Consider the following 24,185-nt stretch of genomic DNA (forward strand, 5'->3'; position numbering starts at 1 on the left):
GAATGTCGCGGGGTGAGGCATTGTTGCCAAACGCCGTATCCCGCGCTACCTGAATGGGGACAACAACCATCGCGATCGGGCCAACTGGCCCGGAAGATGCATGAGCGCCCTGCGAAAACGACGATCGACCAGGAGCTCACGACACTTGAAAGTCGCAGCGCGACGAAATGACACCGCCGGTTTGCGCGTGTGCCGCAAGCAATCCGGCCCCGTAGCCGCCGCGCATTATGCCGGACAATTGCAACAGGTCGAACGGCCGCTCGCGGCGATGGCGGCCTCCTATCCGAACGAAAGCACGAGCGCGCGACACGCACATCGCCGCGATCAGTTCATCCTGCAGACCGCAGGCGTGACCTCGATGATGACCGAGCGCGGCCATTTCGTCGTGCCGCCCGGCCATGGCCTGTGGATTCCGGCCGGCGTCGCGCATCAGTCGCGCGCATGGGGCGAGGTCGAGATCCAGACCATTTATGTCACGCCGGATCGGGTGCGGAATGCGCCGGCAACCTGCCGGCTGATCAGGGTCTCCGCACTGGTCGAAGCGCTGATGGAAGAAGCGGTCCACATGCCGACGCGTTACGATCCCGAAGGGCGCGACGGCCGGCTGGTCGATTTCCTGCTCGATGAGATCGGCCGGATGCCCGAAGTGTCGCTGCATGTGCAGGTGCCGCCCGATCCGCGGCTCGCCGCGATCTGCGAGGCGGTGCTGGTCGACCCGAGCTCCGATCTCACGCTCGACGAATGGGCCGATCGCTGCCAGCTCAGCCGGCGGACGTTGACGCGGCTGTTCCGGCGCGAGACCGGACAGAGCTTTGCGGAATGGCGCCAGCGGGTCCGCTTGCTGCAAGCGCTGGCGCGGCTCGGCGCCGGCGAAGCCGTCACCTGTGTCGCGCTCGACGTCGGCTATGAGAGCCCGAGCGCGTTCGCCGCGATGTTCAAGCGCGAGCTCGGCGCCGCGCCACGCCAGTATCTGCGCTGGGCCGATCCCGAAGTGGTGTTGCGGTAGGCGAATTCGCGCCGCGCATCTGTCGGAATGCAAATGTCGGAACGCAAAACCCCTGCGGTCAACGGGAAAGACCGCAGGGGTTTGCAGGTGGATGGCGTGAGGCCAGCAAGGCTGGGTGTCACCCCAAGGACCGGCGGGCCGATGAAAGCGATACCGGCGTCGTCATGCAAGCACGACTTTTAGGCAGGAGTGCGTCAACATTCGCAGGCAAAGCGCGAGAGGATCAAATCCTCGCGCGTGCGTTGCATGCAATCCGCTTGGCTCGTCGTCTGTCGCGCTCCTGGCGCGAACCAATTGTTCGCTTCGTTCGAAACGGTCTCTAATCGTTGCGTGCGACCGCCGTCAGCTTGGTCATGTTGTGCAGCATGATCCGGCCGCGCTGCAGGTCGACGATGCCATCCTTGCGCCAGGTCTGCAGTTGCCGGTTGACGCTCTCGCGCGCGGCGCCGACGAAGATGCCGAGCTGTTCCTGCGAGATGTGCACCTCGGAACCGAAATCCTCGGCCAGCGCGCACAGCCGGCGCGCGAGGCGGACCGGCAACGGCTGCAGCACGGATTCTTCCATCCGCTCGCTCTGCCAGCGGATGCGCTGGCACAGCAATTCGATCAGGCGGACCGCGACCTTCGGCTCGCGCTCGAGGAAGCCGAGGAAATCCTCCCGCCGCAGCACGAACAGTTCGGTCGGCTCGCCCGCGGTCGCATCCGCGGTGCGATCCTGACCGTCGAGCACGGCGACTTCGCCGAACAGATCGCCGGATCCCATGAAGTTCAATGTGAGGCGGCTGCCGTCGGAGGCTCCGGTTTCGATGCGTATCTGGCCGCGGCGGACCCCGAACAGGGCATCGCCGGGATCGCCTTTCTGGAACAGCACTTCGCCGGCGGCGAGCTGCTGGGTGTGGCAGAGGCCCGAGAGCCGCGCCAGTTCGTCCGCTCCGAGATCGGCGAACATCGGGTTCATTTTCAGAATGACCGCAAATTCGGCCTGTTTGCTCATTGTATTGCCTTCCAAATCCATCCGAGCGGTCCCCCGACGCCCGGTTAGCAAAAATCACCCTCATAAGAGTGTGTGAGAGGTCACATAAGTTCATGCTGGTAACGGATTATTTTTCGCCGCGTTGGAGCGAGGTCCCGTTTGCGGGATAATCTCGCACGACCAGCCGTGCCCTTCCGCGGCGGAACCTTGTGTGCCCGGCCTGGAACGACGACATGAGAGCACTGAGATTTGCCGGGGCCGCCATCGCTGCCGTGATCGTGATCATCGCGCTGGTGGCCGTGATCGGGATCCCGTCCTCCTTCCTCACATCGGCAATCACCGAGCGGGTCGAGAGGGAGACCGGTTACGCGCTCGCCATCAATGGCGGCGCCAAAGTTAGTCTCTGGCCGACCGTCACTCTGACGTTGAGCGACGTCGCGTTGCAGGACCCGCGGGAGCGCGAGGCCAACACCCGGTTCGCGGCCAGCAGTCTCGAAGCCGAGATGACGCTGTCGAGCCTGTGGTCGGGCCAGCCCGACATCACCGACCTTGCGATCGTCAAGCCCGTGATCAACCTGCCGCTGCAGCGCGAGCGCACCCGCGACCATAATCCGCCGGCGAAGTCGCCCGCCTCCGAGAGCGGCGGCATCACGATCCGGCATGTCAGCGTCAGCGGCGGCACCATCGTGTTCTCCAACGTGCACGACCGGGTCGAGAACCGGATCGAGACGCTCAATGCCGATGCGACCATCGGCAACGACCGCAAGATCGTCGTCACCGGAAGCGCGCGAGCGAGCGACATGCCGCTGAAGTTCGCGATCCACGCGACCGCGCCGCAAGTGTCGCTGGAGCGTCAGAACGTGCCGGCAGAGTTCGACATCGACGCGCCCGGCCTGCTGCCCGCGGCGATCAAGGCGAATGCGGAAGTGCGCCTGAACGGCACCGTGGTGATGTTCAACGGCGTGTCGGGCACGCTCGGCGATGGCGGCTTCACCGGCTGGGCCTCGGTCGACTTCGCCAGCAATAAGCCGCTGGTGAAGCTCGATCTCGACTTCCAGCGCATCACGATGGCGCTGACCCCGAGCCACTCCGATGCGGCGCAGCCGCTCGGCACCAACATTTGGAGCAACGCGTCGATCGACCTTTCCGGGCTCAACTACGTCGACGCGCAGGCGCGCATCTCGACCGCGGAGCTCGTGGTCGGCGATGGCCGCTTCGCGCAGGCGGCGATCGATGCATCTGTCGACAGCGGCGTGCTGAAGGGAAAGCTTGCCGATCTCGGCGCCTATGACGGCACCGCCAATGGCGATGTCACGATCGATGCGCGGGCCGCCACGCCGACCTACGCGCTGCGGCTCGATCTCGCTGGCGTGCGCGCGCTGCCGGTGCTGAGGAGCCTCGCCGAGTTCGACAAGCTCGACGGCAAGATGCAGGCGAAGATCGCGCTGACCTCGCAAGGCGTGAACGAACGCGCCATCGTCGGCAATCTCGGCGGCACCGCGTTCGTCGTGTTCCAGGACGGCAAGATCCTCGGCCTCAACGTCGCGCAGATGATCCGCAACCTCACCACCAGCACCTTGTCGGGCTGGCAGCAGGGGCAGGAGCTGTCGACCGATCTCAGCCAGCTCTCGGCCTCGTTCAAGCTCGACAAGGGCCAGGCCGTCACCACCGATCTCAACCTGATCGGGCCGCTGGTGAAGATGACCGGGGTCGGCACCATCGATCTCAACACCCGCCAGATCGGGTTCCGGGTCGAGCCGCAGCTCGTGATGACGACCGAAGGCCAGGGCCGCGCCGGCAATCCGATCGGCCTCGGCATCCCCGTGATGATCGAGGGGCCGTGGGTGTCCCCGCGGATCTATCCGGAGATGCAGGGCATCCTCGATAATCCAGAGGCCGCCTATGCCAAGCTCAAGGAGATGGGCAAGGGCCTGTTCGGCGCGAATGGTCAGGGCCTGAGCCAGGGCCTGAATGGACTGACCAACCTCCTCAACGGCGTGCAGGGCGGCGGGACCGGCGGCGCACAGCCCGGCACGGGCCAGCCTCCTGCCGGCGCGACTGGCGGCCAGAACAACCCGCTCGGCGGGCAGCTCGGCGACACCATCGGGAACCTGCTGCAGCAGGGCCTCTCCACCCTCAACCAGGGCAACGCTTCCCGCCCGAGCCGCAGCCTCGCCAAACCCGCACCCGACGCGCCGCCGGCCGCTGACCAGACCCCACCGCCCACCCCTCCGCCGGCCGACACCGCCGAGCAGCACGACAATCCCGCGATGAACGACGTGCTGCGGCAGCTGTTCAACCGCTGAATATTCCCGGATCTCCCCCGCCGGTATGCAGGGCTAACCATGCGACGGGAGGCCCCGCTTTGCCCCGCCGATCCGTGCTAAACAGCAGCAATACAGTGGCGCACCCGACGGATCGGAGGGGAACGGACGAGGCTGGATGAACGAGGCACCGGACAAGGGCAAGAGCTGGTTCCTGCGCGGCGGCCTGTTCGCCAAATACGTCCTCGCGCTGGTCGGCCTTGTCGTGTTCGTGCTGGCGGTCAACGGCGCGCTCGAGACCTGGATCAGCTATCGCGGCATCAGGACCACGCTCACCGAGGCGATGAGCGAGAAAGCGGACGCCACCGCCAAGCGCATCGAGCAGTCGATCGCCGATCTCGAGCGGCAGATCTCCTGGGTGACCCGCGCCTCCTCCAACACCATCGAGCTGCGGCGCGCCGACTATGCCCAGTTGCTCGGCCAGGTGCCGGCGGTGAACCAGCTTACCTTGATCAGCGGCCAGGGCCGCGAGCTGCTGCGGCTGTCGCGCCAGACCGTCACCTTGAACTCCAATGCCGACCTCTCCCGCGACCTGCGCTTCACCGAGGCGGTCGAGCGCGGCACCGCCTACGCGCCGGCGTATTTCCGCGAGGGGCGGCCCTTCATGTCGATCGGCGAGCAGCATTCCGGCTTCAACGCCGGCGTCACCGTCGCCGAGATCGACCTCGGTTTCCTCGGCGATTATTTCGGCGACTCCCAGGTCGGCCGCACCGCCTATGCCTATCTCGTCGACGCCAGGGGCCACGTGCTGGCGAGCTCGTCGAAGGGGCCCGAGATCGGCAAGGACCTCTCTGCGCTGCCGCAGGTCTCCGCGGTGCTGTCGCGCAGCGGCCGGCCGATCGCCTCCGGCAAGGATGTCGACGGCAACGCGGTGCTGACGACGGCGACAGCAGCACCGGACCTCGGCTGGCACGTGTTCTACGAGCAGCCGACCGCGCAGGCGCTGTCGCCGATCCGCGACCAGCTGGTGCGCATCGCGCTGCTGATCGCGCTCGGTCTCGTGGTTGCGATCATCGCCGGCACGATTCTGGCGCGCCGCATGCTGGTGCCGATCACCGCGCTGCGCACCGGCGCCCGGCGGCTCGGGGCCGGCGATTTCGGCCATCGCATCGAGGTGAAGACCGCGGATGAGCTGGAGGAGCTCGCCGGGCAGTTCAACAGCATGGCCTCGCGGCTCGCCGAGACTTACTCCGACCTGGAAGGCAAGGTGAAGGAGCGCACCCGCGACCTCGCGCAATCGATCAACGAGCTGAAGGTGCTGGAGGAGGTCGGCCGCGCGGTGGCCTCCTCGCTCGACCTCAACGCCGTGCTGCCGACGGTCGCCGCCCGCGCGCTCGAGATCACCCATGCCGACGCCGTGCTGATCTATGGCTATGACGCCGCGCAGCCCAGCTTCAACCTGACTCAATCGATCGGCATCGACGCCGCGGCCGAAGGCCGGCATCGCGCGATCGACGCGACGGACAGCCCGCTTGCCGAGGCCGCGGCCAAGGGCGAGCCGCTTGCGTTTCCCGATCTTGCCGCAACCCCTGACGATCCGCCCGATCATCCGCTGCGCGATGTCGTGGTCGGCGCCGGCTTCCACTCCGTGCTGGTGGTACCGCTGGTCGACCAGCAGGGCGTGCTCGGCTCGCTGGTGGTGCTGCGCAAGGCGGCCGGCGATTTTCCAGCGAGCCTGATCGGCCTGATGAAGACCTTCGCGCACCAGGCGGTGCTGGCGATGCGCAACGCGCGGCTGTTCACCGAAGTCGACCAGAAGAGCCACGCGCTGGAACAGGCCAATGCCACCGTGCGCGAGCAGGCCGACAAGCTGCGCGAGCAGACCGAAGCGCTGAAGGACTGGAACAAGTCGCTGGAGGCGCGGGTCGAGACCCAGCTCACGGAGATCGAGCGCATCCGCAAGCTCGAGCGTTTCCTGGCGCCGCAGGTGGCGCAGCTGATCGCCTCGTCAGACAATCCCGAGGGCCTGCTCGACAGCCACCGCCGCGAGGTCACCGTGGTGTTCTGCGATTTGCGCGGCTTCACCGCCTTCACCGAGGCGACCGAGCCCGAGGAAGCGATGAACGTGCTGCGCGAATATCATGCCGCACTCGGCCAGCTGATCTTCAAGTATGAAGGCACGCTCGACAAATATGCCGGCGACGGCGTGATGATCCTGTTCAACGCGCCGATCCAGTTCGCCGACCACACCGCGCGCGCCGTCAAGATGGCGGTCGAGATGCGCGACACCATCGGCCCGCTGACCGAGAAGTGGCGCAATCGCGGCCATAGTCTCGGCTTCGGCATCGGCATCGCGGTCGGCTATGCCACGCTCGGCCAGGTCGGCTTCGAGCAGCGGCTGGAATATGCCGCGATCGGCAGCGTCACCAACCTTGCCTCCCGCCTGTGCGGCGAAGCCAGGCCGAACCAGATCGTGGTGAGCCGCCGCGTCTACGGCATCGTCGAGCCCTTCGTCGAAGGCCGCGCCATCGACGACCTCGTGGTGAAGGGCTTCAACCACCCGATCCTTGCCGCGGAGATTTTGCGCTGGAAGGGTGAGCCGAGCGCGGAGGCGGCGGCGGAGTGATCCGCGCTCTCTCCAATCGCCGGCCGCCAGCGGGAACCCGCTACCGCCCGAACCTTGCATTCGCGCGGAAAGTGTGTATATTGCGTCCATTCGATTAGCCGTTGCGCCTTGTTGAATGGTCAGAACGGCCCTCCTCCAAAGACATCGTCAGTTGAATGGACGGCGCGATTTTGCGCAATACATGCGCAGACGCGCATTTTGGAGAAGAGAAGATGGCAACAGGTACTGTGAAGTGGTTCAACGGCCAGAAGGGCTTTGGTTTCATCGAGCCGAGCGATGGCAGCAAGGATGTGTTCGTTCACATCAGCGCCGTCGAGCGCGCCGGCTTGTCCGGCCTGGCTGAAGGCCAGAAGGTTTCGTTCGAGCTGAAGACCGACAAGATGCGCGGCAAGACCAGCGCCGAGAACCTTCAGATCGTCTGAGATCTCGTTTTGGCGTTTTCTTCACGCGAACCGGTAACCGCTCCGCTCGAAAACGCCTCGCCTTCGGCATGATCTCCGCGCAAGCGCGTTCCGCGTTTGCCGCGATCATGCCGGTTCGTCATTCCACGGATGTACTGGAATGACGTCGCGACCCGCTCGGTCCCGAACGGATTGGGCGGGTTTTCGCGTATCTTTTTGCGCGTGATCCTGCCGAACGCCGCGCCAGCGCGTGCGACGAATGCGACCCTCCACGCAGGGATCGCACCTTTGAGAGGATGCCGATGAGCGCCAGAAAGCCCGACCCATCGCCCGCAAGCCTTGCCAGGGCCGACCGCCAGCGGCTGGCCGCCGAGGAAGGCGCCCGCGCCATGGCCGACGTCGAGCGCGACGCGCTCGCAGTGCGCAAGAACATGGAACGCCTGCGTGCGCTGCGCGAAGCGCGCGAAGCCGAAGCCGCGACCGAGGACGACACAGCGCCGGCTGCCGCCGCCAAGAAGAAGCCGCGGGTGAAGCGCATCGTGCGCTGACGCTGCATCCACGAACCACGCAGGATCGATGCTGTTCTGTCGTGTTGGTGGTCTCTACGCCTCACGTGGTGTTTGGGCTGGAATGCGCCCCACTGCATCACTCACAGACCTTCTGCCACTCATATCGCTGCGCGGCCGGATTGAAGACCTGACGCGGCAAGCATTGGCTTGTGCCAAGCGGCGCCATTTGCATGGGTTCGGTCGGCGCGACGGACGGCGGCGCGATCGGGCATGCCGCCATCGGACAGATTGGTGGCAGATCAATCGTACTGTCGCATATTGGCTGCATCTCTCCATCCATGCAGCGACAGACACAGGACGCGCTTGCCTCGCTGGCAAGGAGGAACATGAATGGAAAAATCAGGCACAGTCGATGCATGTTCGCCTTGTCACACGAGCTGCGCCAGATAGCCGACGCCACTCCAACTGATCATATCATTCAACGCGGAGAGCCGTCGACGGTGAAACAGGGGAACGAGGAGCACGCGCCATCTGTGAGCCGCCTAACAGCGATCGACGGGCCGATCGGCTAGTCCCTCTGCGAGGGAACGCGCTTCCTGATCTACCCTTCGCGAAGGCGTGAGCCGGGGGGAGCAAGCGATTGCACGGCGCCGTCTTCGCTGGTCGCACTCCCGGCCATCTGCTAATCAGTGATCGCATATTTTGGGAATGATCCGCCAATGACACCGCGATTTTCGTGCCGTATTGCCGTCTCCGCGCTGCTACTGCTCGCGGCCGCGCCCGCAGCCGCCGCGGGCGACGCGGATGCAATACCTAAGGGCGCGGCCGTCACGGTGCTGAAGGCCTCGAAATTCTGCTTCGGCAATATCGTCGAGGTCACAGGCATCGTGCTGCCGCGCGACGAGCAGCAGATCCGGCCGGATCGTTTTGGATTGAAGGTGGCGGAAGTGAATGCCGATCCCGGTGACACCGTCACCGCAGGCCAGGTGCTGGCGAAGCTGACCGACGGCACCAACACGAGCAACCTCACGGCGCCGGTGGCGGGCACGATCTCAACGTCATCGGCGATCGTCGGCAGCCCGGCCTCCGGCAAGGACGCGCTGTTCTCGATCATCACTAGAAGCGAATACGATCTGGTCGGCATGGTGCCGACCCGCGACATCGCCAAGCTGAAGACCGAGCAGACCGCGAAGCTGCGTATCCTCGGCGCCGGCGATGTCGACGGCAAGGTGCGGCGGATCGCGCCGACCATCGAGCCGAACAGCCAGCTCGGCCAGGTGTTCGTCGCGATCGGCGGCAACAAGCGGCTGCTGGTGAATTCGAGCGGCCGCGCGCAGATCAAGACGGGGCAGAGCTGCGGCGTCGCGGTGCCGCTGACCGCGATCCTCTATTCCACCGCCGGCACCGTGGTGCAGGTGGTGCGCGGCGGCCGCGTCGAGACGCGGCGGGTCGAGACCGGATTGATGTCGGCCGGACAGGTCGAGATCCGCGACGGCATCCAGGAAGGCGACATTGTCGTCGCCCGCGCCGGTGCGCTGCTGCGCGAGGGCGATCCGGTGCGGCCGATCGGCGCCAGCGCCGACGCGAAATAGGTATCGCGATCGAGCGGGTGGAAAGCAGTGACGGCTTCGCGATGCGTCTTGCAGCGGAGCAAGCGTCACCCCTCTCCCTAACCCTCCCCCGCAAGGGGGGAGGGAACCCTTCTGCCGGTGGCAGGCTCACGTAGAGCTGCAATGAAAGCAATACGCTGTTGCGCGTGTGAGGTGAGCACGCCTGTCCGGCTCCCTCCCCCCTTGCGGGGGAGGATTGGGGGAGAGGGGTTCTCTCCACACAGCATGCTTGTGATTTTTGGGAATGAATGCGCAGGCCAGGCCCGCGCAGGACCGAGCCCGGCTCAGCCGCCGAGCTTGATGTCTTCCAGCAGCGAGGACGACACGCTCGGCACCTGCTCGCCTTCAGAGGCGCGGGAGATCGCGACGCGGGTCTTGTTGAAGGCGGTCTCGGCGCCGGCCTGGGCGGTGAGGTTGTTGATCAGCTCGGAGACCAGCACGCTGTTGGCACCCTTGCTATCGTCGGCGACCTTGCCCGGCGTCGCCGAGGTCAGCACGATGGTGTTCTCCGGCGGTGAGATCGGGGCGAGGCCGTGCGAGAAGGCGCGGAAGCGGCGCTCATAGGGATTGCGGCGCGAGGCATCGAGCACGACGAGCTTGGCCTTGGCGCCGCGCTCCTTCATCGCGTCGAGCACGGACTCGACGCTGACGCCGGTGCGCTTGACATCGGCTTCCTTCCAGATCGTGGCGTCGACCGGGATCATGTAGCTTTCACGCCCCACCTGCACGCCGTAGCCGCCGAAGAACAGCATCACGACCGTGTCGGGGCGGATCTTGGCCTTCATGCGCTCGACCGCGCGGAACATGTCGTCCTTGGTGGCGTCCTCGACTACGTCGACGTCAAAACCCTCACGGCGCAGCGCCGTCGACAGCGTGCGGGCATCGTTGATCGGCTGGGCCAAAGGCGCCGCAGCGTCCGGGTAGTGGCCGTTGCCGATGATCAGCGCGAGACGGGAGGTGCCGGCCGGAATGCTGCCGGTCAACTCGGTGGAAACAGCCTTGTCGCCACCCTTGGTGACATCGGGCGTCCGCTTGTTGAGCGCAGCATGGGCACCGATCGCCAGCGACACCGTGCCGGCCACCGCCACGCAAACGGCGATGGTGCGACGGGAAATCTGAAGCTGCCTAAGGTTCATAGCGTTCCTAGTCCCAATCTTTATCCCGATGGCGCTCGCACGAAATCGCGCCAGTTAATCGCGTCAGAAGCGGTCAGGTTTAATGGGGTTGAGCTGTGTGTGCCGTCGATTGATCTCAATTTGCGGCGCCGCAACAAACACTCCCTTAACCCGGACGGACGGCCGGGGCAACCCGGTTTGCGGCATGCTGCCGCCCGGCACAGGCCATTGACGCCGTTAAAATCCCGTTACGTGATCTCTGTCACATTTGTGTTTTGCAGAGATTCATGTAGCTTTCCAAAGGCTTGCGGATTTGGGGGAGGACCGGAGGAAACACCGCCGGGGCGGCGGCGTTAACCGGTTCCTTGAGAAAGGCATTCATGAGCCTTCACGAAATCGCCGGGACGGTGTGCCGGGCGCTGACCGCCAGGAAGGACGGTCCGTCGCTCTACGACGTCTGCGACCCCGTGCTGCAGGCCTATCGCGGCGGCGATGCCCATCTCGGAAAATTCTACCGGACCGCGCTCGGCAATCCGCCGCTGCGCGCGCTGCTCCGCCGCACCGGGCTTCCGGCGCTGAAGGACCCCGACCGGCTTGCAGGGCTGCGCGCGGCGCTGACCGCGGCGCGCGACGCCGAAACGCCGGACTGGGCGGCGATCGGCGCGCCCGTCGCTGACCTGATGGACGGCATCGGCGTGCGCCACCCCGCCCTGCCGGCCGCGACCGCACCTCACCATCCACCCGCTATCGCCGAGATCGACCGCGTAATCCGCCTGACCGGCGCGCATCTGCTGCGCTCGTTCGGCAAAAACGGCTTCATCCCGACCTATGCCGCCTTCAACCTGATCGGCGACCCCGACATCGGCGGGCGCGAGATGCTGATGGCACTGACCGGCCTCAACGCACGCGGCTACAAGAATTCGACCTTGCTGTTCAGCCTGGCACGGATCTTCATCGCGCATTCGCCGGCGCGCACGCTGATCAACCCGCCGTGGCGCGGTATCGCCGAGCCGATGTGGGAGCCGGTGCAGATCCGCCACCGCTCGGCCTATTACGACGCATTCTTCACCGAGGCGCTGCTCGGCTTTGTCGAGACCGGGCTTGCCGCGCCGGACGAAGCAAGTGCTGCGCGGCGCGCGATCGCCGAGATGGTGGCGTTCTGCCTGAAGACCAGCGCCGAGGAGGTTCCGTCGCATGACGGCTCGGTCGTCAAGGTGATCACCGCGCTGGCGCCGGGGCGGCATCCGCGGTTCTCGCGCTTCTTCTCCCAGATCAAGCAGGACCTCGGCTTCGGCGTCTACGTGCCCGACTGCGACACCACCGCGTGTTCGTTCTCGGCCGCCACACAAGCCGGCTCCGACGATCCGATCCTCGAGCAGCCGCTGCTGGATTTCTATCGCGGCTACCAGGTGCGCGCGGGCGCCAACGAGCCGCGCGTTACCGTGCCGCTCAACGACAATATCGATTACGAAGGCGGCGTCGTCACCTGGATCGACAACCTTAGGGGCGAACGGCCCTACGGCAACGACCTCGATCCGACGCTGAACCTCGACATCCTCGAGGTCTCGTTCCGCAACCTTGTCCGCTGGCAGATCATCGAGACGCCGCACCGGCTGGAGACGGTGCATCGCATCATCGCCTTCCAGAGGAATCTGGTCGAAAGCGGCGCGTTCAAAAATCCGCGCTCGCACATCTATTATCTGCCGGAGCTCTATTCGGCCTATTTCGGCCGCTGCTACGCCGCCTTCATCGCGCTGCCGCTGGCGGCGCAGCGCATCATCGATCCCGGCAACGTGTTTGCGCTGATCCGTGCCCGCGTGCTGGGCTATGTGCGAGGCGAGCTGATCGCGCATGAGATGAACCCGTTCGACGCGGCGCTCGCGCTGATGGCGCTGGCGCATCTTGGCGCCGAGGTCTCGACCTTCACGCCCGCGCTGCACTGCATCGTGCAGGGCCTCGGCGAGGGCGGCCGCAAGGGACCCTATAAGGCCTATGAATGGAACAAGATGAAGACGCCGACGCGGATCCTGGTCGGCGGGCCCGAGGTGACGTCGGCGTTCGTGCTGATGGCCCTCGCGCTGGCGAGGAAGCGGATGACGGGCGTTGCGTAGTTGCGTAGGCCGGATGGAGCGAAGCGTAATCCGGGGTCCTTTACCGCGGACACGGCTTCCCGGATTACGCTTCGCTCCATCCGGGCTACGGGACTGCGAATGGCGCGTTCATGAACGGATGACGCGAAGTTGAAACTGGCGGAAACACGACACCACTGGCAGGGTTGCCCAATTGCCCGCACAATCCTTGACGATCCTTGCCTTGACGATCCTTTGCCTTGACGATCCTTTTCCCTTGCCGATCCTCTGGGCACTGAACGCTGAACGAATAACCTGGCCGGGAACGCCGATGCTCAAGACGCTGCTCACTGCTGGCCTGCTGCTGTCGCTGCCGACGCTGGCTGTCGCCGCCGACATCACCGGCGTGCCGAAGATCCGCGACGGCGACCAACTCATGATCGGCAGCGTCAAGATCCGGCTCGGCGGCATCGATGCGCCGTCGACCGATCAGCTCTGTCTCAACACCAAGGGTGAGCGCTGGACCTGCGGCGTCGCCGCCCGCGACGAGCTGATCAAGCATGCCGGCAACAAGAGCTGGACCTGCTACGCGCGCTCGGTCGATCGCCGCGGCCGCACCATCGCGCGCTGCGAGGTCGACGGCGAGGACATCCAGAAGTGGATGGTCGCGAGCGGCTGGGCGCTGGCCTATACCCGCCTCTCGCGTGACTACGAAGCCGACGAGAAGGCCGCGCGCGAGGCAAAAGCCGGGATGTGGCAGGGCGCGTTCATCGCGCCGTGGGACTGGCGCGTGCGCAACAAGAAGACCGCCGTGCTCGGTGCCGCGAAGGTGCCGGAGAGTGCGCACTCGATCCTGCTCGCGTCCGCCTCCGGCCCGGTGGCGCCCTCGCCCGACTGCACCATCAAGGGCAACGTCAACCGCTCCGGCGAATGCATCTTCCACCAGCCGACCAGCCGCTGGTACGCCAAGATCGAGATGAAGATATCAAAGGGCACGCGCTGGTTCTGCTCGGTCGAGGAAGCCGAGGCCGCCGGCTGCCGCGAGACGCGGCGCTAGGGCCGGCCCACGTACTGATCCGGAAGCGTGTGTCGTGACCGACGTCGAAATCAACCCGCCTTCCGTGCGCCGGCGCAGCCGCCTCCGGCAGGCGCAGATGCTGCTGCTGTTCGTGCTGGTCGTCTATCTGATTGCGGCCTATCTGGTGCTGCCGGCACTGTGGACGCATTACGAGCACCAGAAGGGCCTCGCCAATCTGCCGATGGTGACCCGCACCGCGCAGGGCATTCCCGGCGATCCCATGAATGTCGGGCTGATCGGCGACACCAAGGAGGTGGTCTGCGCGATGCACGAGGCCGGGTGGTTTCCGGCCGATCCGGTCACGCTGAAATCCTCGATCGAGATCGTCGGCTCCGTGCTGCTCGATCGTCCCTACAAGGATGCGCCGGTGAGCAACCTGTTCTATCTCGACCGCCGCGAGGACCTCGCCTTCGAGCGGCCGGTCGGATCGAGCGCGGATCGCCGCAACCATGTCCGATTCTGGCGGGTGCTCGACCAAGGCCAGGAGAAGCGCCCGGTGTGGCTTGGCGCAGCGACGCTCGACCGCAGCGTCGGCGTCAGTCATTACACCGGCGCGGTGACGCATCACATCGCGGCCGACCTCGATGCCGAACGCGCGCTGCTCGCGACCGACCTCGAGTCCGCCGGCATGGTCACCGCGAAATACCAGGTCACCGGCGTCGGCCCGACCTTCGACGGGCATAATGGCGGCGGCGACCTCTATTACACCGACGGCGAAATCTGGGTGCTGCGGCTGGTCGAGGCCTGCGCCAAGAACCACGGCACCGTCGAGCAGATCCCGAGCCCCGCCGCGACCCAGTTCAAGGACCAGATCTGGCGTTCCGTGGTCGAGACCATCGACAAATAAGCCGGCTGTGTCCCGCGCTTTTGGAAACGCTGGATTGCTTCGTTCGGCTCGCAATCGCGGCCGCGATGGAATATCGTCGCGACCTGACCCCTCACACGCATGATTTGCGCTCTTTACCCAAAAGGAACAGGACGATGACCGTTCGCGCGGGCCGGGAATTTCTGGCCATCCCCGGGCCCACCACGATGCCTGATCAGGTGCTGCAGGCGATGCATCGCCCGGCGCTCGATATCTACTCCGCCGAGATGTTCGAACTGACCGAAAGCCTGCTGCGCGATCTCTCGAAGCTGTTCGCCACCATGGGCAAGTCCTACATCTACATCGCCAACGGCCACGGCGCCTGGGAGGCGACGCTCTCCAACGTGCTGTCGCGCGGCGACAAGGTGCTGGTGCTGGAGAGCGGGCGCTTTGCGATCGGCTGGGGCCAGGCGGCGGCCGCGATGGGCGCCGATGTCGAGGTGCTGAAGGGCGACTGGCGCCGTGCGATCCGCCCGGCCGAAGTCGAAGAGCGGCTGCGCCGCGACAAGGAGCACAAGATCAAGGCGATCCTCGCCGTGCAGGTCGACACTGCGTCGGGCGCCCATAACGACATCGAGGCGATCGGCAGGGCGATCAAGGCGGCAGGACATCCCGCGCTGTTCATGGTCGACACCGTGGCCTCGCTCGGCTGCATGCCGTTCGAGATGGACAAATGGTATGTCGACGTCGCGATGAGTGGCTCGCAGAAGGGCCTGATGACGCCGCCCGGCCTCGGTTTCGTCGCCGCCAATGACCGCGCCTGGGACGCCCACAAGAAGGCCGATCTGCGCACGCCGTATTGGGACTGGACCGAGCGCGAAGGCTCCGAGCACTACCGCAAATATGCCGGCACCGCGCCGGTGCATCTGTTGTTCGCGCTGCGCGAGGCGATCAACATGCTGCACGCCGAGGGCCTGGAGAATGCGTTCGAACGCCATCGCCTGCTCGGCGAAGCGGTGCGCCGCGCTGTCGCCGTCTGGGGCGAGGGCCAGGTGCTCGGCTTCAACATCGCCGAACCCAATGAGCGCTCCAACACGGTGACGACCGTGACCGTGAAGGGCGCCGATCCCGCCGCGATCCAGCGCTATGCCAAGGAGAAATGCGGCGTGGTGCTCGGCACCGGCATCGGCGATTTGCAGGGCCAGGCGTTCCGTATCGCCCATATGGGCCATGTCAACGCGCCGATGATCCTCGGCACGCTCGGCGTCATCGAGGTCGCGCTCACCGCGCTGAACATCCCGCACGGCAAGGCCGGCGCCGACGCCGCCATCCAGTGGCTCGGCGAGAACGTGAAGGCGTAGGCTTCCCGGCGACGTGGCTACGGGATGAGCATGCTCATCCCGTCATCCTGAGGAGGCCGCGGGGCGCGCCGTCTCGAAGGATCGACGGCCGTGCTCGCGCCGCGAGAGAATCGGAGCACGCCGAGATATCCGGGCCTTCGAGACGCGCTTCGCGCTCCTAAGGATGACGGGACTGCGGACGCGCGATGACGGGCGACGAGCTGCCGCGACTTATTGAGCAGGCCCGAACACTTTTCGTCGTCATCATTTTCCGCTTTACTGCCGGCAACAGCCGGGCACGGATCCCTGCGACAGAACAAGATGGAGGGATCGCTTGGCATCGGTGGAACTGCGTGGCCTGGTCAAGCGGTTTGGTTCGTTTGTCGCGGTTGATGCTGTCTCGCTCACGATCGATCACGGCCAATTGGTCTGCCTGCTCGGGCCGTCCGGCTGCGGCAAGACCACGACGCTGCGGCTGATCGCAGGCTTCCTCGAACCATCCGATGGCGAGATTCGCGTCGGCGACCGCGTGGTGTCGTCGAAAGCGCGCACGCTGCCGCCCGAGCAGCGCAACATGTCGATGATCTTCCAGAGCTACGCGCTGTGGCCGCACATGACAGTGGCCGAGAACATCGTATATGGGCTGCGCCTGCGCAAAATGGACCGCGACACCATCGCGAAAAAGCTCGCCGCGATCCTGGCGACCACCAGGCTGGAGCCGCTGGCGCAGCGCTATCCGGGCGAACTCTCCGGGGGCCAGCAGCAGCGCGTCGCGCTGGCGCGTGCGCTGATCGTCGGCCCCGAGACGCTGCTGCTCGACGAGCCGCTGTCCAATCTCGACGCCAATCTGCGCGAGGAGATGCGGTTCGAAATCCGCCGCCTGCACGACGAATATCGCTACACCACCGTCTATGTCACCCACGACCAGTCCGAGGCGATGACGACGGCCGACCTGATCGCGGTGATGAATGCCGGCAAGATCGACCAGCTCGGCAGCCCTGAGGACATTTACGCGCGACCGGAATCGGAGTTCGTCGCGCGCTTCATCGGCGCGGCCAACGTGCTCAAGGGCACCGCGCGTGATGCGACCCATGTCGAGTTCGCCGGCGCTGTTCTCGCGGTGGTCGGCGCCAGGCTCACCGCCGGCCAGAGCGCGGCGGTCGCGATCCGCCAGCACGAGATCCAGCTCTCAACGCAGGGCCCCGCTATGGCGCAGAATACACTCAAGGCCATCGTGACGCGGCAGGTCTATCTCGGCATGAACCGCGACTACATGGTGGAAACTCAGGACGGCACATCGCTGCGGGTGACCACGCCGACGGAGATCGTGGTCGAGAAAGGCAGGGCGGTCTGGCTGACACTGCCGGCGGAATGCTGCCGGGCGCTCAGTCGATGACGAGCAAGAAGCGGAGGGACGCGATGCGACACGGCCCTCACCTTCGTCATTCCGCGGCGCGCGCAGCGCGAGCCCGGATTCCATTTCTCCGCCGGCGCCTGCGGCCCGATGGATTCTTCGCGATGCCCTCAGGTGCGCAATTGCGCACCGTGAATGACGGGGAGAGAGTCTTCATATGACAACCACCTCCTCCACCGCCCGCCCCCGCATCGACTGGACGCGCCCCGTGCTGTGGCTGTTCGCCGCGGTGCTGATCCTCCTGATCCTGCTGCCGCTGTCTTGGCTCGCGGTGTTTGCCTTCACCGACAAGAACCGCCATCCAACGCTTGCAAACTTCGTCACGCTGTTCAGCAATCCGGATTTCCTCGATCCGCTGCTGACGACCGCGATCATCGCGACGACGTCGGCGCTGATCTGCTGCATCGTCGCGGCGCCGCTGAGCTGGCTGGTGTCGCGCACCGACATGCCGGGACGGCAGACCATCCGCGCGCTGGTGACGGCCTCGTTCGTGACGCCGCCGTTCCTCGGCGCGGTCGCCTGGGAGTTGCTGGCGGCGCCGAATTCCGGGCTGCTCAACCAGCTCTACCGGCTGTTCGCGGGCGAGGATGCCGACGCGCTGTTCAACATCTACTCGATGACCGGGATCATCTTCGTGATCTCCTGCTACACGTTCCCATTCGTGTTCGTGCTGGTGGCCAATGCGCTCGACACCATGCCGGGCGAACTCGAGGACGCCTCCGCGATCCTCGGCGGCAATGCCTGGACCACGGCGCGGCGGGTGACGATCCCGCTGGCGCTGCCCGCCTTGGTCGCCGGCGCGCTGATCGCCTTCCTGCAGGCGATGACGCTGTTCGGCTCGCCGGCGATCCTGGCGCTGCCGGCCGGCTTTCACACCATGACCACCAAGATCTGGAGCCTGTTCCAGTATCCGCCGAAGCTCGAGCTCGCGGCCGCCGCCGCGGTGCCGCTGCTGGTGCTGACCATCCTGCTGCTGCAGGGCCAGAAGGCGCTGCTCGGACGGCGCGGCTATTCGGTGATCGGCGGCAAATATGGCGCGCCGCGCCGGGTCGAGTTGCGCGGCTGGCGCTGGGCCGCGCTCGGCTTCTGCCTTTTGGTGCTGCTCAATCCCGTCTTCCTGCCCTACCTCGCGCTGCTCAACGCCGCATTCTCGCCCAACGCCACCACGCTGGTGACGCCGTCGACGGCGACCCTGCACAACATCGTCTTCGTGTTCACCGAGCTGTCGTCGACGCAACTTGCGCTGAAGAACACCGTGATCCTCGGCACCGCGACCGCGACGATCGGGACGATTCTGGCGCTGGTCATCGCCTATGTCACGACCCGCAAGGTGATCGCCGGCCATCGCATGCTCGGCTTCCTCGCCACCGCGCCGGTCGCGGTGCCCGGCATCGTGCTCGGCGTCGGCCTGTTCCTGAGCTACACGCGGCCGCCCTTCGTGCTGTACGGCACGCTGTGGATCCTGCTGCTGGCGTTCCTCACCATCAATCTGCCGTCGGCCTATCAGCAATTGCAGGCGGCGTTCGCGACCATTCATCCCGAACTCGAGGAAGCCAGCCGCATCCTCGGCGCGACGCGGTTGCAGGCGTTGCGTCAGATCACCGCGCCGCTGCTGCGCACCGGCGTGATCGCGACCTGGTGCTTCATCTTCATCGGCGTGATGCGGGAACTGTCGGCCGCGATCGTGCTGTTCACCTCGCAGACCAAGGTGCTGTCGGTCCTGATCTACGACCTCAACGAAGGCGGCGACCTCGCCGCGATCGCGGTGCTCGGCATCGCGATGCTGGTGATCACATTCGCCGTGGTGCTGGCGGTGAACCAGATCCCGATGTCCGGCGGTAATGCGGCTGCGAAGCTGCGGAACGGATAGCGCTTTATCCGGACCGTCATTGCGAGCGCAGCGAAGCAATCCACCTCACCGCTCGGGAGAGATGGATTGCTTCGTCGCTCCGCTCCTCGCAATGACGGGTATAGATCGGAGCCTCCAAACCACCCCATCCCATCTGGCAATCGCCACATTGATCCCGATATAAAGCGGAACCCCGCACCGTGAGGATCGTGTGACCAAATCCGCCACCACCACTCCGCCCCCTGTCGCGTCGCGCCGACCGCATTCCTTCACCACCCACGGCATCACGGTGACCGACGACTATGCCTGGATCAAGGATCCCAGGTGGCAGGAGGTGCTGCGCGATCCCTCGATCCTTGATCCCGACATCCGCAGCTATCTCGAAGCCGAGAACGGCTACACCGAGAGCCTGCTCGGCCACACCGACGGCTTGCAGAAGCGGCTGGTCAAGGAGATGCGCGGGCGGATCAAGGAGGATGATTCCAGCGTACCCTCGCCGGACGGCCCGTTCGCCTATTTCCGCAAGTTCCGCGAAGGCGGCCAGCATGAATTGTACTGCCGTACGCCGCGCGACGGCGGCGAGGCGCATGTCGTGCTCGACGGCGACGCGCTGGCCAAGGACCACAAATATTTCAAGTTCGGCGGCAGCCGGCACTCCAACGATCACCGCCTGCATGCTTGGAGTGCCGACACCAAGGGCTCCGAGTATTTCTCGATTCGCGTGCGCGACTGGGCAACCGGCGGCGATCTCGAGGACCTCGTCGAGGAGACCGACGGCGGCGTGGTCTGGGCCGCGGATTCCAAGAGCTTCTTCTACGTCAAGCTCGACGACAATCACCGCCCGATGCAGGTGTGGCGGCACAGGCTCGGCACCAAACAGGCCGACGACAGCCTGATCTATGAAGAGCAGGATTCCGGCTGGTTCACCCATCTGCACGAGAGCGCGAGCGGCCGCTTCTGCGTGATCGCCGGCGGCGACCACGAGACTTCCGAACAGCGATTGATCGACCTCTCCAATCCCGACGCGCCGCCGCGGCTGGTCGCGGCGCGCGAGGAAGGCGTGCAATATTCGATCGCCGATCGCGGCGACGAGCTGTTCATCCTGACCAATGCCGACGACGCCATCGACTTCAAGGTCGTCACCGCGCCGCTCGCCGCGCCCGAGCGCGCCAACTGGCGTGACCTGATCCCTTATCGCGAAGGTGTTTATGTGCTCGACGTCGAGCTCTATGCCGGCCACATGGTGCGGCTGGAACGTGCCAACGCGCTGCCGGCGATCATCATCCGCGACCTCAAGAGCGGCGAGGAGCACGCGATCGCGTTCGACGAGGCGGCCTATTCGCTCGACACCATGGGCGGCTACGAATTCGACACCACCAACCTGCGTTTCGCCTATTCGTCGATGACGACGCCGTCGGAGGTCTATGACTACGACATGGCGACGCGAACCCGGGTGCTGCGCAAGCGGCAGGAGATTCCGTCCGGCCACAACCCCGCGGATTACGTCACCACGCGCATCATGGCGACCTCGCATGACGGCGCGCAGGTGCCGGTCTCGATCCTGCATCGCAGGGATTTCGTCCGCGACGGCAAGGCGCCGCTCTTGCTCTACGGCTACGGCTCCTACGGCATGGCGATGCCGGCGTCGTTTGCCGCGAACCGGCTATCGCTGGTCGACCGCGGCTTCGTCTACGCCATCGCCCATATCCGTGGCGGCGCCGACAAGGGCTGGGGCTGGCATCTCGACGGCAAGCGCGAGAAGAAGACCAACACGTTCGACGATTTCGCCGCCGCCGGGCGCGCGCTGATCGATGCGAAGTACACCGCCGCAAAACGCATCGTCGGCCATGGCGGCTCGGCCGGCGGCATGCTGATGGGCGCAGTCGCCAACCGCGCCGGCGAGCTGTTTGCCGGCATCGTTGCCGAGGTGCCGTTCGTCGACGTGCTCAACACCATGCTCGACGACACGCTGCCGCTGACGCCGCCGGAATGGCCGGAATGGGGTAACCCGATCGAGAGCGAAAAGGATTTCCGCACCATCCTGTCCTATTCGCCCTACGACAATGTCGCGGCGCAGGACTATCCGGCGATCCTCGCGATGGGCGGATTGACTGACCCGCGCGTCACCTATTGGGAGCCGGCGAAATGGATCGCGCGGCTGCGCGCCACCATGCGTGGCGGCGGCCCGGTGCTGCTGCGCACCAACATGGGCGCCGGCCACGGCGGCGCCTCCGGCCGCTTCAACCGCCTCGACGAGGTCGCGATCGTCTACGCCTTCGCGCTGTGGGCAGTCGGGATGGCGGAGAAGGCGGAGGCGTAGCATGAGTAGGCGCCGTAGCCCGGATGTAGCGTAGCGAAATCCGGGACCTTCGTGCCGGCTGCGACAATCCCGGATTACGCTGCGCTCCATCCGGGCTACGCGCGGGCGAGACGCTACCGCCCCTTCGCCTTCCGCCAGGCCGCAAAATCCTTCAGCGTCTGCTCGTCGGTCGCGGGATAGAGGCCGAAGATGCCGCGGCCGCTCTGAACCTGCTCGGTGACGAAATCCTCGAACGCGGTCATCTCGAAGGTCTCATCCGCAATCTCGTCGGCGAGATGCGCCGGGATCACGATCACGCCGTCGCCGTCGCCGAGGATTACGTCGCCCGGAAACACCGGCGCGTCGCCGCAGCCGATCGGCACGTTGATCTCGATCGCCTGATGCAGCGTCAGATTGGTCGGCGCGCTCGGGCGGTGATGAAACGCCGGGAAGCCGAGCCGCGCGATCTCGGCCGAGTCGCGAAAGCCGCCATCGGTGACGACACCGGCGCAGCCGCGCTTCATCAGCCGCGTCACCAGGATCGCGCCGGCCGAGGCCGCGCGCGCATCCTTGCGGCTGTCCATCACAAGCACCGCGCCCGGCGGGCAATCCTCAATCGCCTTGCGCTGCGGATGGCTGCGATCGCGGAACACCTCGATGGTGTTGAGGTCCTCGCGCGCCGGCATGTAGCGCAATGTGAAGGCCTCGCCGACCATGACCGGCTGGTCCGGGCTCAAGGGGTGGATATCCTGGATCATCTGGATGCGGAAGCCGCGCTTGAACAGCGCGGTGGCGACGGTCGCGGTGGAGACGGATTTCAGCTTGTTGCGGGTGGTGTCGCTGAGTTTGGACATGGTGTGCTCCTTTCTTTCGTCATTCCGGGGCGCGCGCAGCGCGAACCCGGGATCCATCGGGCCGCATGTTGTGCGGGGAAATGGATTCCGGGCTCGCCGCTGCGCGGCGCCCCGGAATGACAGCGTCAATAGATCGACGGCTCTCCGACCGGCTTGCCGAAGCCGGTTTCGAGGAAATCGAAGTCGCAGCCTTCATTGGCCTGCTTGATGTGTTTCGAGAACATCCAGCCATAGCCGCGGCCGAAGCGCTGTTCGGGCTGCTTCCATTCCGCGCGGCGCCTGGCCAGCTCCGCCTCCGGCACGTCGAGATCGATGGTGCGCGCGGCGACGTCGAGCGTGATGCGGTCGCCGTTCCTTACCAGCGCCAGCGGGCCGCCGATATAAGATTCCGGCGAGACGTGCAGGATGCAGGCGCCGTAGCTGGTGCCGCTCATCCGCGCATCCGACAGCCGCACCATGTCGCGCACGCCCTGCTTCACGAGCTTGGTCGGGATCGGCAGCATGCCCCATTCCGGCATGCCGGGCCCACCCTGCGGCCCGGCATTGCGCAGGATCAGCACGTGATCGGCCGTGACGTCGAGATCGGGATCATCGATCGCCTTCTTCATCGATGGATAGTCGTCGAACACCAGCGCCGGTCCGGTATGCTTGAGGAAGCGCGGATCGCAGGCGCTCGGCTTGATGACGCAGCCGTCGGGCGCGAGATTGCCCTTCAGCACCGCCAGCGCCCCCTCCTTGTAGATCGGGTTGTCGACGGTGCGGATGACGTCGTCATTGTAGACCTCGGCGCCTGCGATGTTCTCGCCGAGCGTCTTGCCCGACACCGTCATGCAATCGAGATGCAGATGCTGCTTGATCCGGCTCATCAGACCGGGCAGCCCGCCGGCATAGAAGAAATCCTCCATCAGATAGAGGTCGCCGCTCGGCCGCACATTGGCGATCACGGGCACCTTGCGGCTCGCCTTCTCGAAATCATCAAGCGAAATGTCTTGGCCGGCGCGGCGCGCTTGCGCGATCAGATGGATGATCGCGTTGGTCGAGCAGCCCATCGCCATCGCGACCGTGATCGCGTTCTCGAACGCGCTTCGCGTCTGGATCTTCTGTGGAGTGAGATCCTCCCAGACCATCTCGACGATGCGGCGGCCGGCTTCCGAGCTCATCCGGATGTGGTTGGCGTCGGCCGCGGGGATCGACGAAGCGCCGGGCAAGGTCATGCCGATCGCTTCGGCGATCGCGGTCATGGTCGAGGCGGTGCCCATGGTCATGCAGGTGCCATAGCTGCGGGCGATGCCGGCCTCCATGTCGACCCAGTCCTTGTCGGAGATTTTCCCGGCGCGACGCTCGTCCCAGTACTTCCAGGCATCGGAGCCCGAGCCGAGCGTCTTGCCCTTCCAGTTGCCGCGCAGCATCGGCCCGGCCGGCAGATAGATCGCCGGCAGGTTCATGCTGGTGGCCCCTAACAGCAGGCCCGGCGTGGTCTTGTCGCAGCCGCCCATCAGCACCACGCCGTCGACCGGATGGCCGCGCAGCAGCTCCTCGGCATCCATCGCCAGCATGTTGCGGTAGAGCATGGTGGTTGGCTTCAAGAGCGATTCCGACAGCGACAGCGCCGGCAACTCGAGCGGAAAGCCGCCGGCCATCAGCACGCCGCGCTTGACGTCGTCGACCCGGCTCTTGAAGTGCATGTGGCAGGGCTGCGCGTCCGACCAGGTGTTGATGATCGCGATCACCGGCCGGTCGCGCCATTCCTCCGGCGCGTAGCCCATCTGCATCGCACGCGAGCGATGGCCGAAGGCCCTGAGATCGTCGGGCGCAAACCAGCGCGCGCTGCGCAATTGATCCGGGGTCTTGTTCTTCTTGGTCATCTTGGATGCGCCATATGTGTTTTGGTATTGCGTGTATCGAATTGCTCGCACGCGCGCGCCCCGGCGCGTATGCCCTGCGCCACGCATATACAGGATTTGCGGACGTGT

The 24,185-nt window shown here is 65.7% G+C and carries 18 protein-coding genes; 14 read left to right on the plus strand and 4 right to left on the minus strand.

Annotation, left to right across the window (positions count from 1 at the left end; translation table 11 throughout):
• Nucleotides 1–145: 145 nt before the first annotated feature.
• Nucleotides 146–1,006, plus strand: coding sequence for an AraC family transcriptional regulator (locus ACVISU_RS19625; protein ID WP_050404446.1), 861 nt, complete (start codon nucleotides 146–148; stop codon nucleotides 1,004–1,006).
• Between the two features lie 319 nt (nucleotides 1,007–1,325).
• Here the strand turns inward: ACVISU_RS19625 and ACVISU_RS19630 are convergent, their stop codons facing one another.
• A complete protein-coding gene (locus ACVISU_RS19630) occupies nucleotides 1,326–2,000 on the minus strand; it encodes a Crp/Fnr family transcriptional regulator (RefSeq protein WP_050404445.1) in 675 nt (224 codons plus the stop codon).
• A 212-nt stretch (nucleotides 2,001–2,212) separates the two neighbouring features.
• Here ACVISU_RS19630 and ACVISU_RS19635 point away from each other — a divergent pair, with 212 nt between their 5' ends.
• The 6 genes from ACVISU_RS19635 to ACVISU_RS19660 all read left to right on the plus strand — a co-directional run bounded on the left by ACVISU_RS19635 (nucleotide 2,213) and on the right by ACVISU_RS19660 (nucleotide 9,371).
• On the plus strand, nucleotides 2,213–4,285 hold the full coding sequence (locus ACVISU_RS19635) for an AsmA family protein (protein ID WP_456708019.1): 2,073 nt from the start codon (nucleotides 2,213–2,215) through the stop codon (nucleotides 4,283–4,285).
• A gap of 136 nt (nucleotides 4,286–4,421) precedes the next feature.
• Nucleotides 4,422–6,869 carry an adenylate/guanylate cyclase domain-containing protein gene (locus ACVISU_RS19640; RefSeq protein ID WP_456708020.1) on the plus strand — a complete coding sequence of 816 codons (2,448 nt, stop codon included), beginning with the start codon at nucleotides 4,422–4,424 and terminating at the stop codon, nucleotides 6,867–6,869.
• 212 nt (nucleotides 6,870–7,081) lie between these two features.
• Nucleotides 7,082–7,291 carry a cold-shock protein gene (locus ACVISU_RS19645; protein WP_050404454.1) on the plus strand — a complete coding sequence of 70 codons (210 nt, stop codon included), beginning with the start codon at nucleotides 7,082–7,084 and terminating at the stop codon, nucleotides 7,289–7,291.
• A 281-nt stretch (nucleotides 7,292–7,572) separates the two neighbouring features.
• A complete protein-coding gene (locus ACVISU_RS19650; protein WP_050404453.1) occupies nucleotides 7,573–7,818 on the plus strand; it encodes a hypothetical protein in 246 nt (81 codons plus the stop codon).
• A 191-nt stretch (nucleotides 7,819–8,009) separates the two neighbouring features.
• Nucleotides 8,010–8,351, plus strand: a complete 342-nt coding sequence (locus ACVISU_RS19655; RefSeq protein WP_157113765.1) for a hypothetical protein — start codon at nucleotides 8,010–8,012, stop codon at nucleotides 8,349–8,351.
• Nucleotides 8,352–8,498: 147 nt separating this feature from the next.
• Entirely contained in the window at nucleotides 8,499–9,371 is an 873-nt protein-coding gene (locus tag ACVISU_RS19660) for an efflux RND transporter periplasmic adaptor subunit (protein ID WP_456708021.1), read from the plus strand.
• Between the two features lie 302 nt (nucleotides 9,372–9,673).
• Here ACVISU_RS19660 and ACVISU_RS19665 read toward each other — a convergent pair whose 3' ends face one another.
• A complete protein-coding gene (locus ACVISU_RS19665; protein WP_050404442.1) occupies nucleotides 9,674–10,525 on the minus strand; it encodes a caspase family protein in 852 nt (283 codons plus the stop codon).
• Between the two features lie 359 nt (nucleotides 10,526–10,884).
• Between ACVISU_RS19665 and ACVISU_RS19670 the strand changes: the two genes are divergently transcribed.
• The 7 genes from ACVISU_RS19670 (at nucleotide 10,885) to ACVISU_RS19700 (ending at nucleotide 21,379) form a co-directional block, all read left to right on the plus strand.
• Nucleotides 10,885–12,615 carry a hypothetical protein gene (locus ACVISU_RS19670; protein ID WP_456708022.1) on the plus strand — a complete coding sequence of 577 codons (1,731 nt, stop codon included), beginning with the start codon at nucleotides 10,885–10,887 and terminating at the stop codon, nucleotides 12,613–12,615.
• A 289-nt stretch (nucleotides 12,616–12,904) separates the two neighbouring features.
• Nucleotides 12,905–13,630 carry a thermonuclease family protein gene (locus ACVISU_RS19675; protein ID WP_456708023.1) on the plus strand — a complete coding sequence of 242 codons (726 nt, stop codon included), beginning with the start codon at nucleotides 12,905–12,907 and terminating at the stop codon, nucleotides 13,628–13,630.
• 97 nt (nucleotides 13,631–13,727) lie between these two features.
• Entirely contained in the window at nucleotides 13,728–14,498 is a 771-nt protein-coding gene (locus tag ACVISU_RS19680) for an LssY C-terminal domain-containing protein (protein ID WP_456710861.1), read from the plus strand.
• A 134-nt stretch (nucleotides 14,499–14,632) separates the two neighbouring features.
• A complete protein-coding gene (locus ACVISU_RS19685) occupies nucleotides 14,633–15,817 on the plus strand; it encodes a pyridoxal-phosphate-dependent aminotransferase family protein (protein ID WP_050404438.1) in 1,185 nt (394 codons plus the stop codon).
• Between the two features lie 322 nt (nucleotides 15,818–16,139).
• Nucleotides 16,140–17,192, plus strand: a complete 1,053-nt coding sequence (locus tag ACVISU_RS19690; protein ID WP_456710862.1) for an ABC transporter ATP-binding protein — start codon at nucleotides 16,140–16,142, stop codon at nucleotides 17,190–17,192.
• Between the two features lie 175 nt (nucleotides 17,193–17,367).
• Nucleotides 17,368–19,080, plus strand: coding sequence for an ABC transporter permease (locus ACVISU_RS19695; RefSeq protein WP_456708024.1), 1,713 nt, complete (start codon nucleotides 17,368–17,370; stop codon nucleotides 19,078–19,080).
• A gap of 190 nt (nucleotides 19,081–19,270) precedes the next feature.
• Nucleotides 19,271–21,379: a S9 family peptidase gene (locus ACVISU_RS19700; protein ID WP_456708025.1), complete on the plus strand. Its 2,109-nt coding sequence runs from the start codon at nucleotides 19,271–19,273 to the stop codon at nucleotides 21,377–21,379.
• Between the two features lie 113 nt (nucleotides 21,380–21,492).
• Here ACVISU_RS19700 and ACVISU_RS19705 read toward each other — a convergent pair whose 3' ends face one another.
• Nucleotides 21,493–22,212 carry a ribonuclease activity regulator RraA gene (locus ACVISU_RS19705; RefSeq protein ID WP_456708026.1) on the minus strand — a complete coding sequence of 240 codons (720 nt, stop codon included), beginning with the start codon at nucleotides 22,210–22,212 and terminating at the stop codon, nucleotides 21,493–21,495.
• Nucleotides 22,213–22,337: 125 nt separating this feature from the next.
• Nucleotides 22,338–24,077, minus strand: coding sequence for an L-arabinonate dehydratase (araD, locus tag ACVISU_RS19710; protein ID WP_456708027.1), 1,740 nt, complete (start codon nucleotides 24,075–24,077; stop codon nucleotides 22,338–22,340).
• Between the last annotated feature and the right edge of the window lie 108 nt (nucleotides 24,078–24,185).

It is taken from the genome of Bradyrhizobium sp. USDA 4452 (assembly GCF_054063575.1).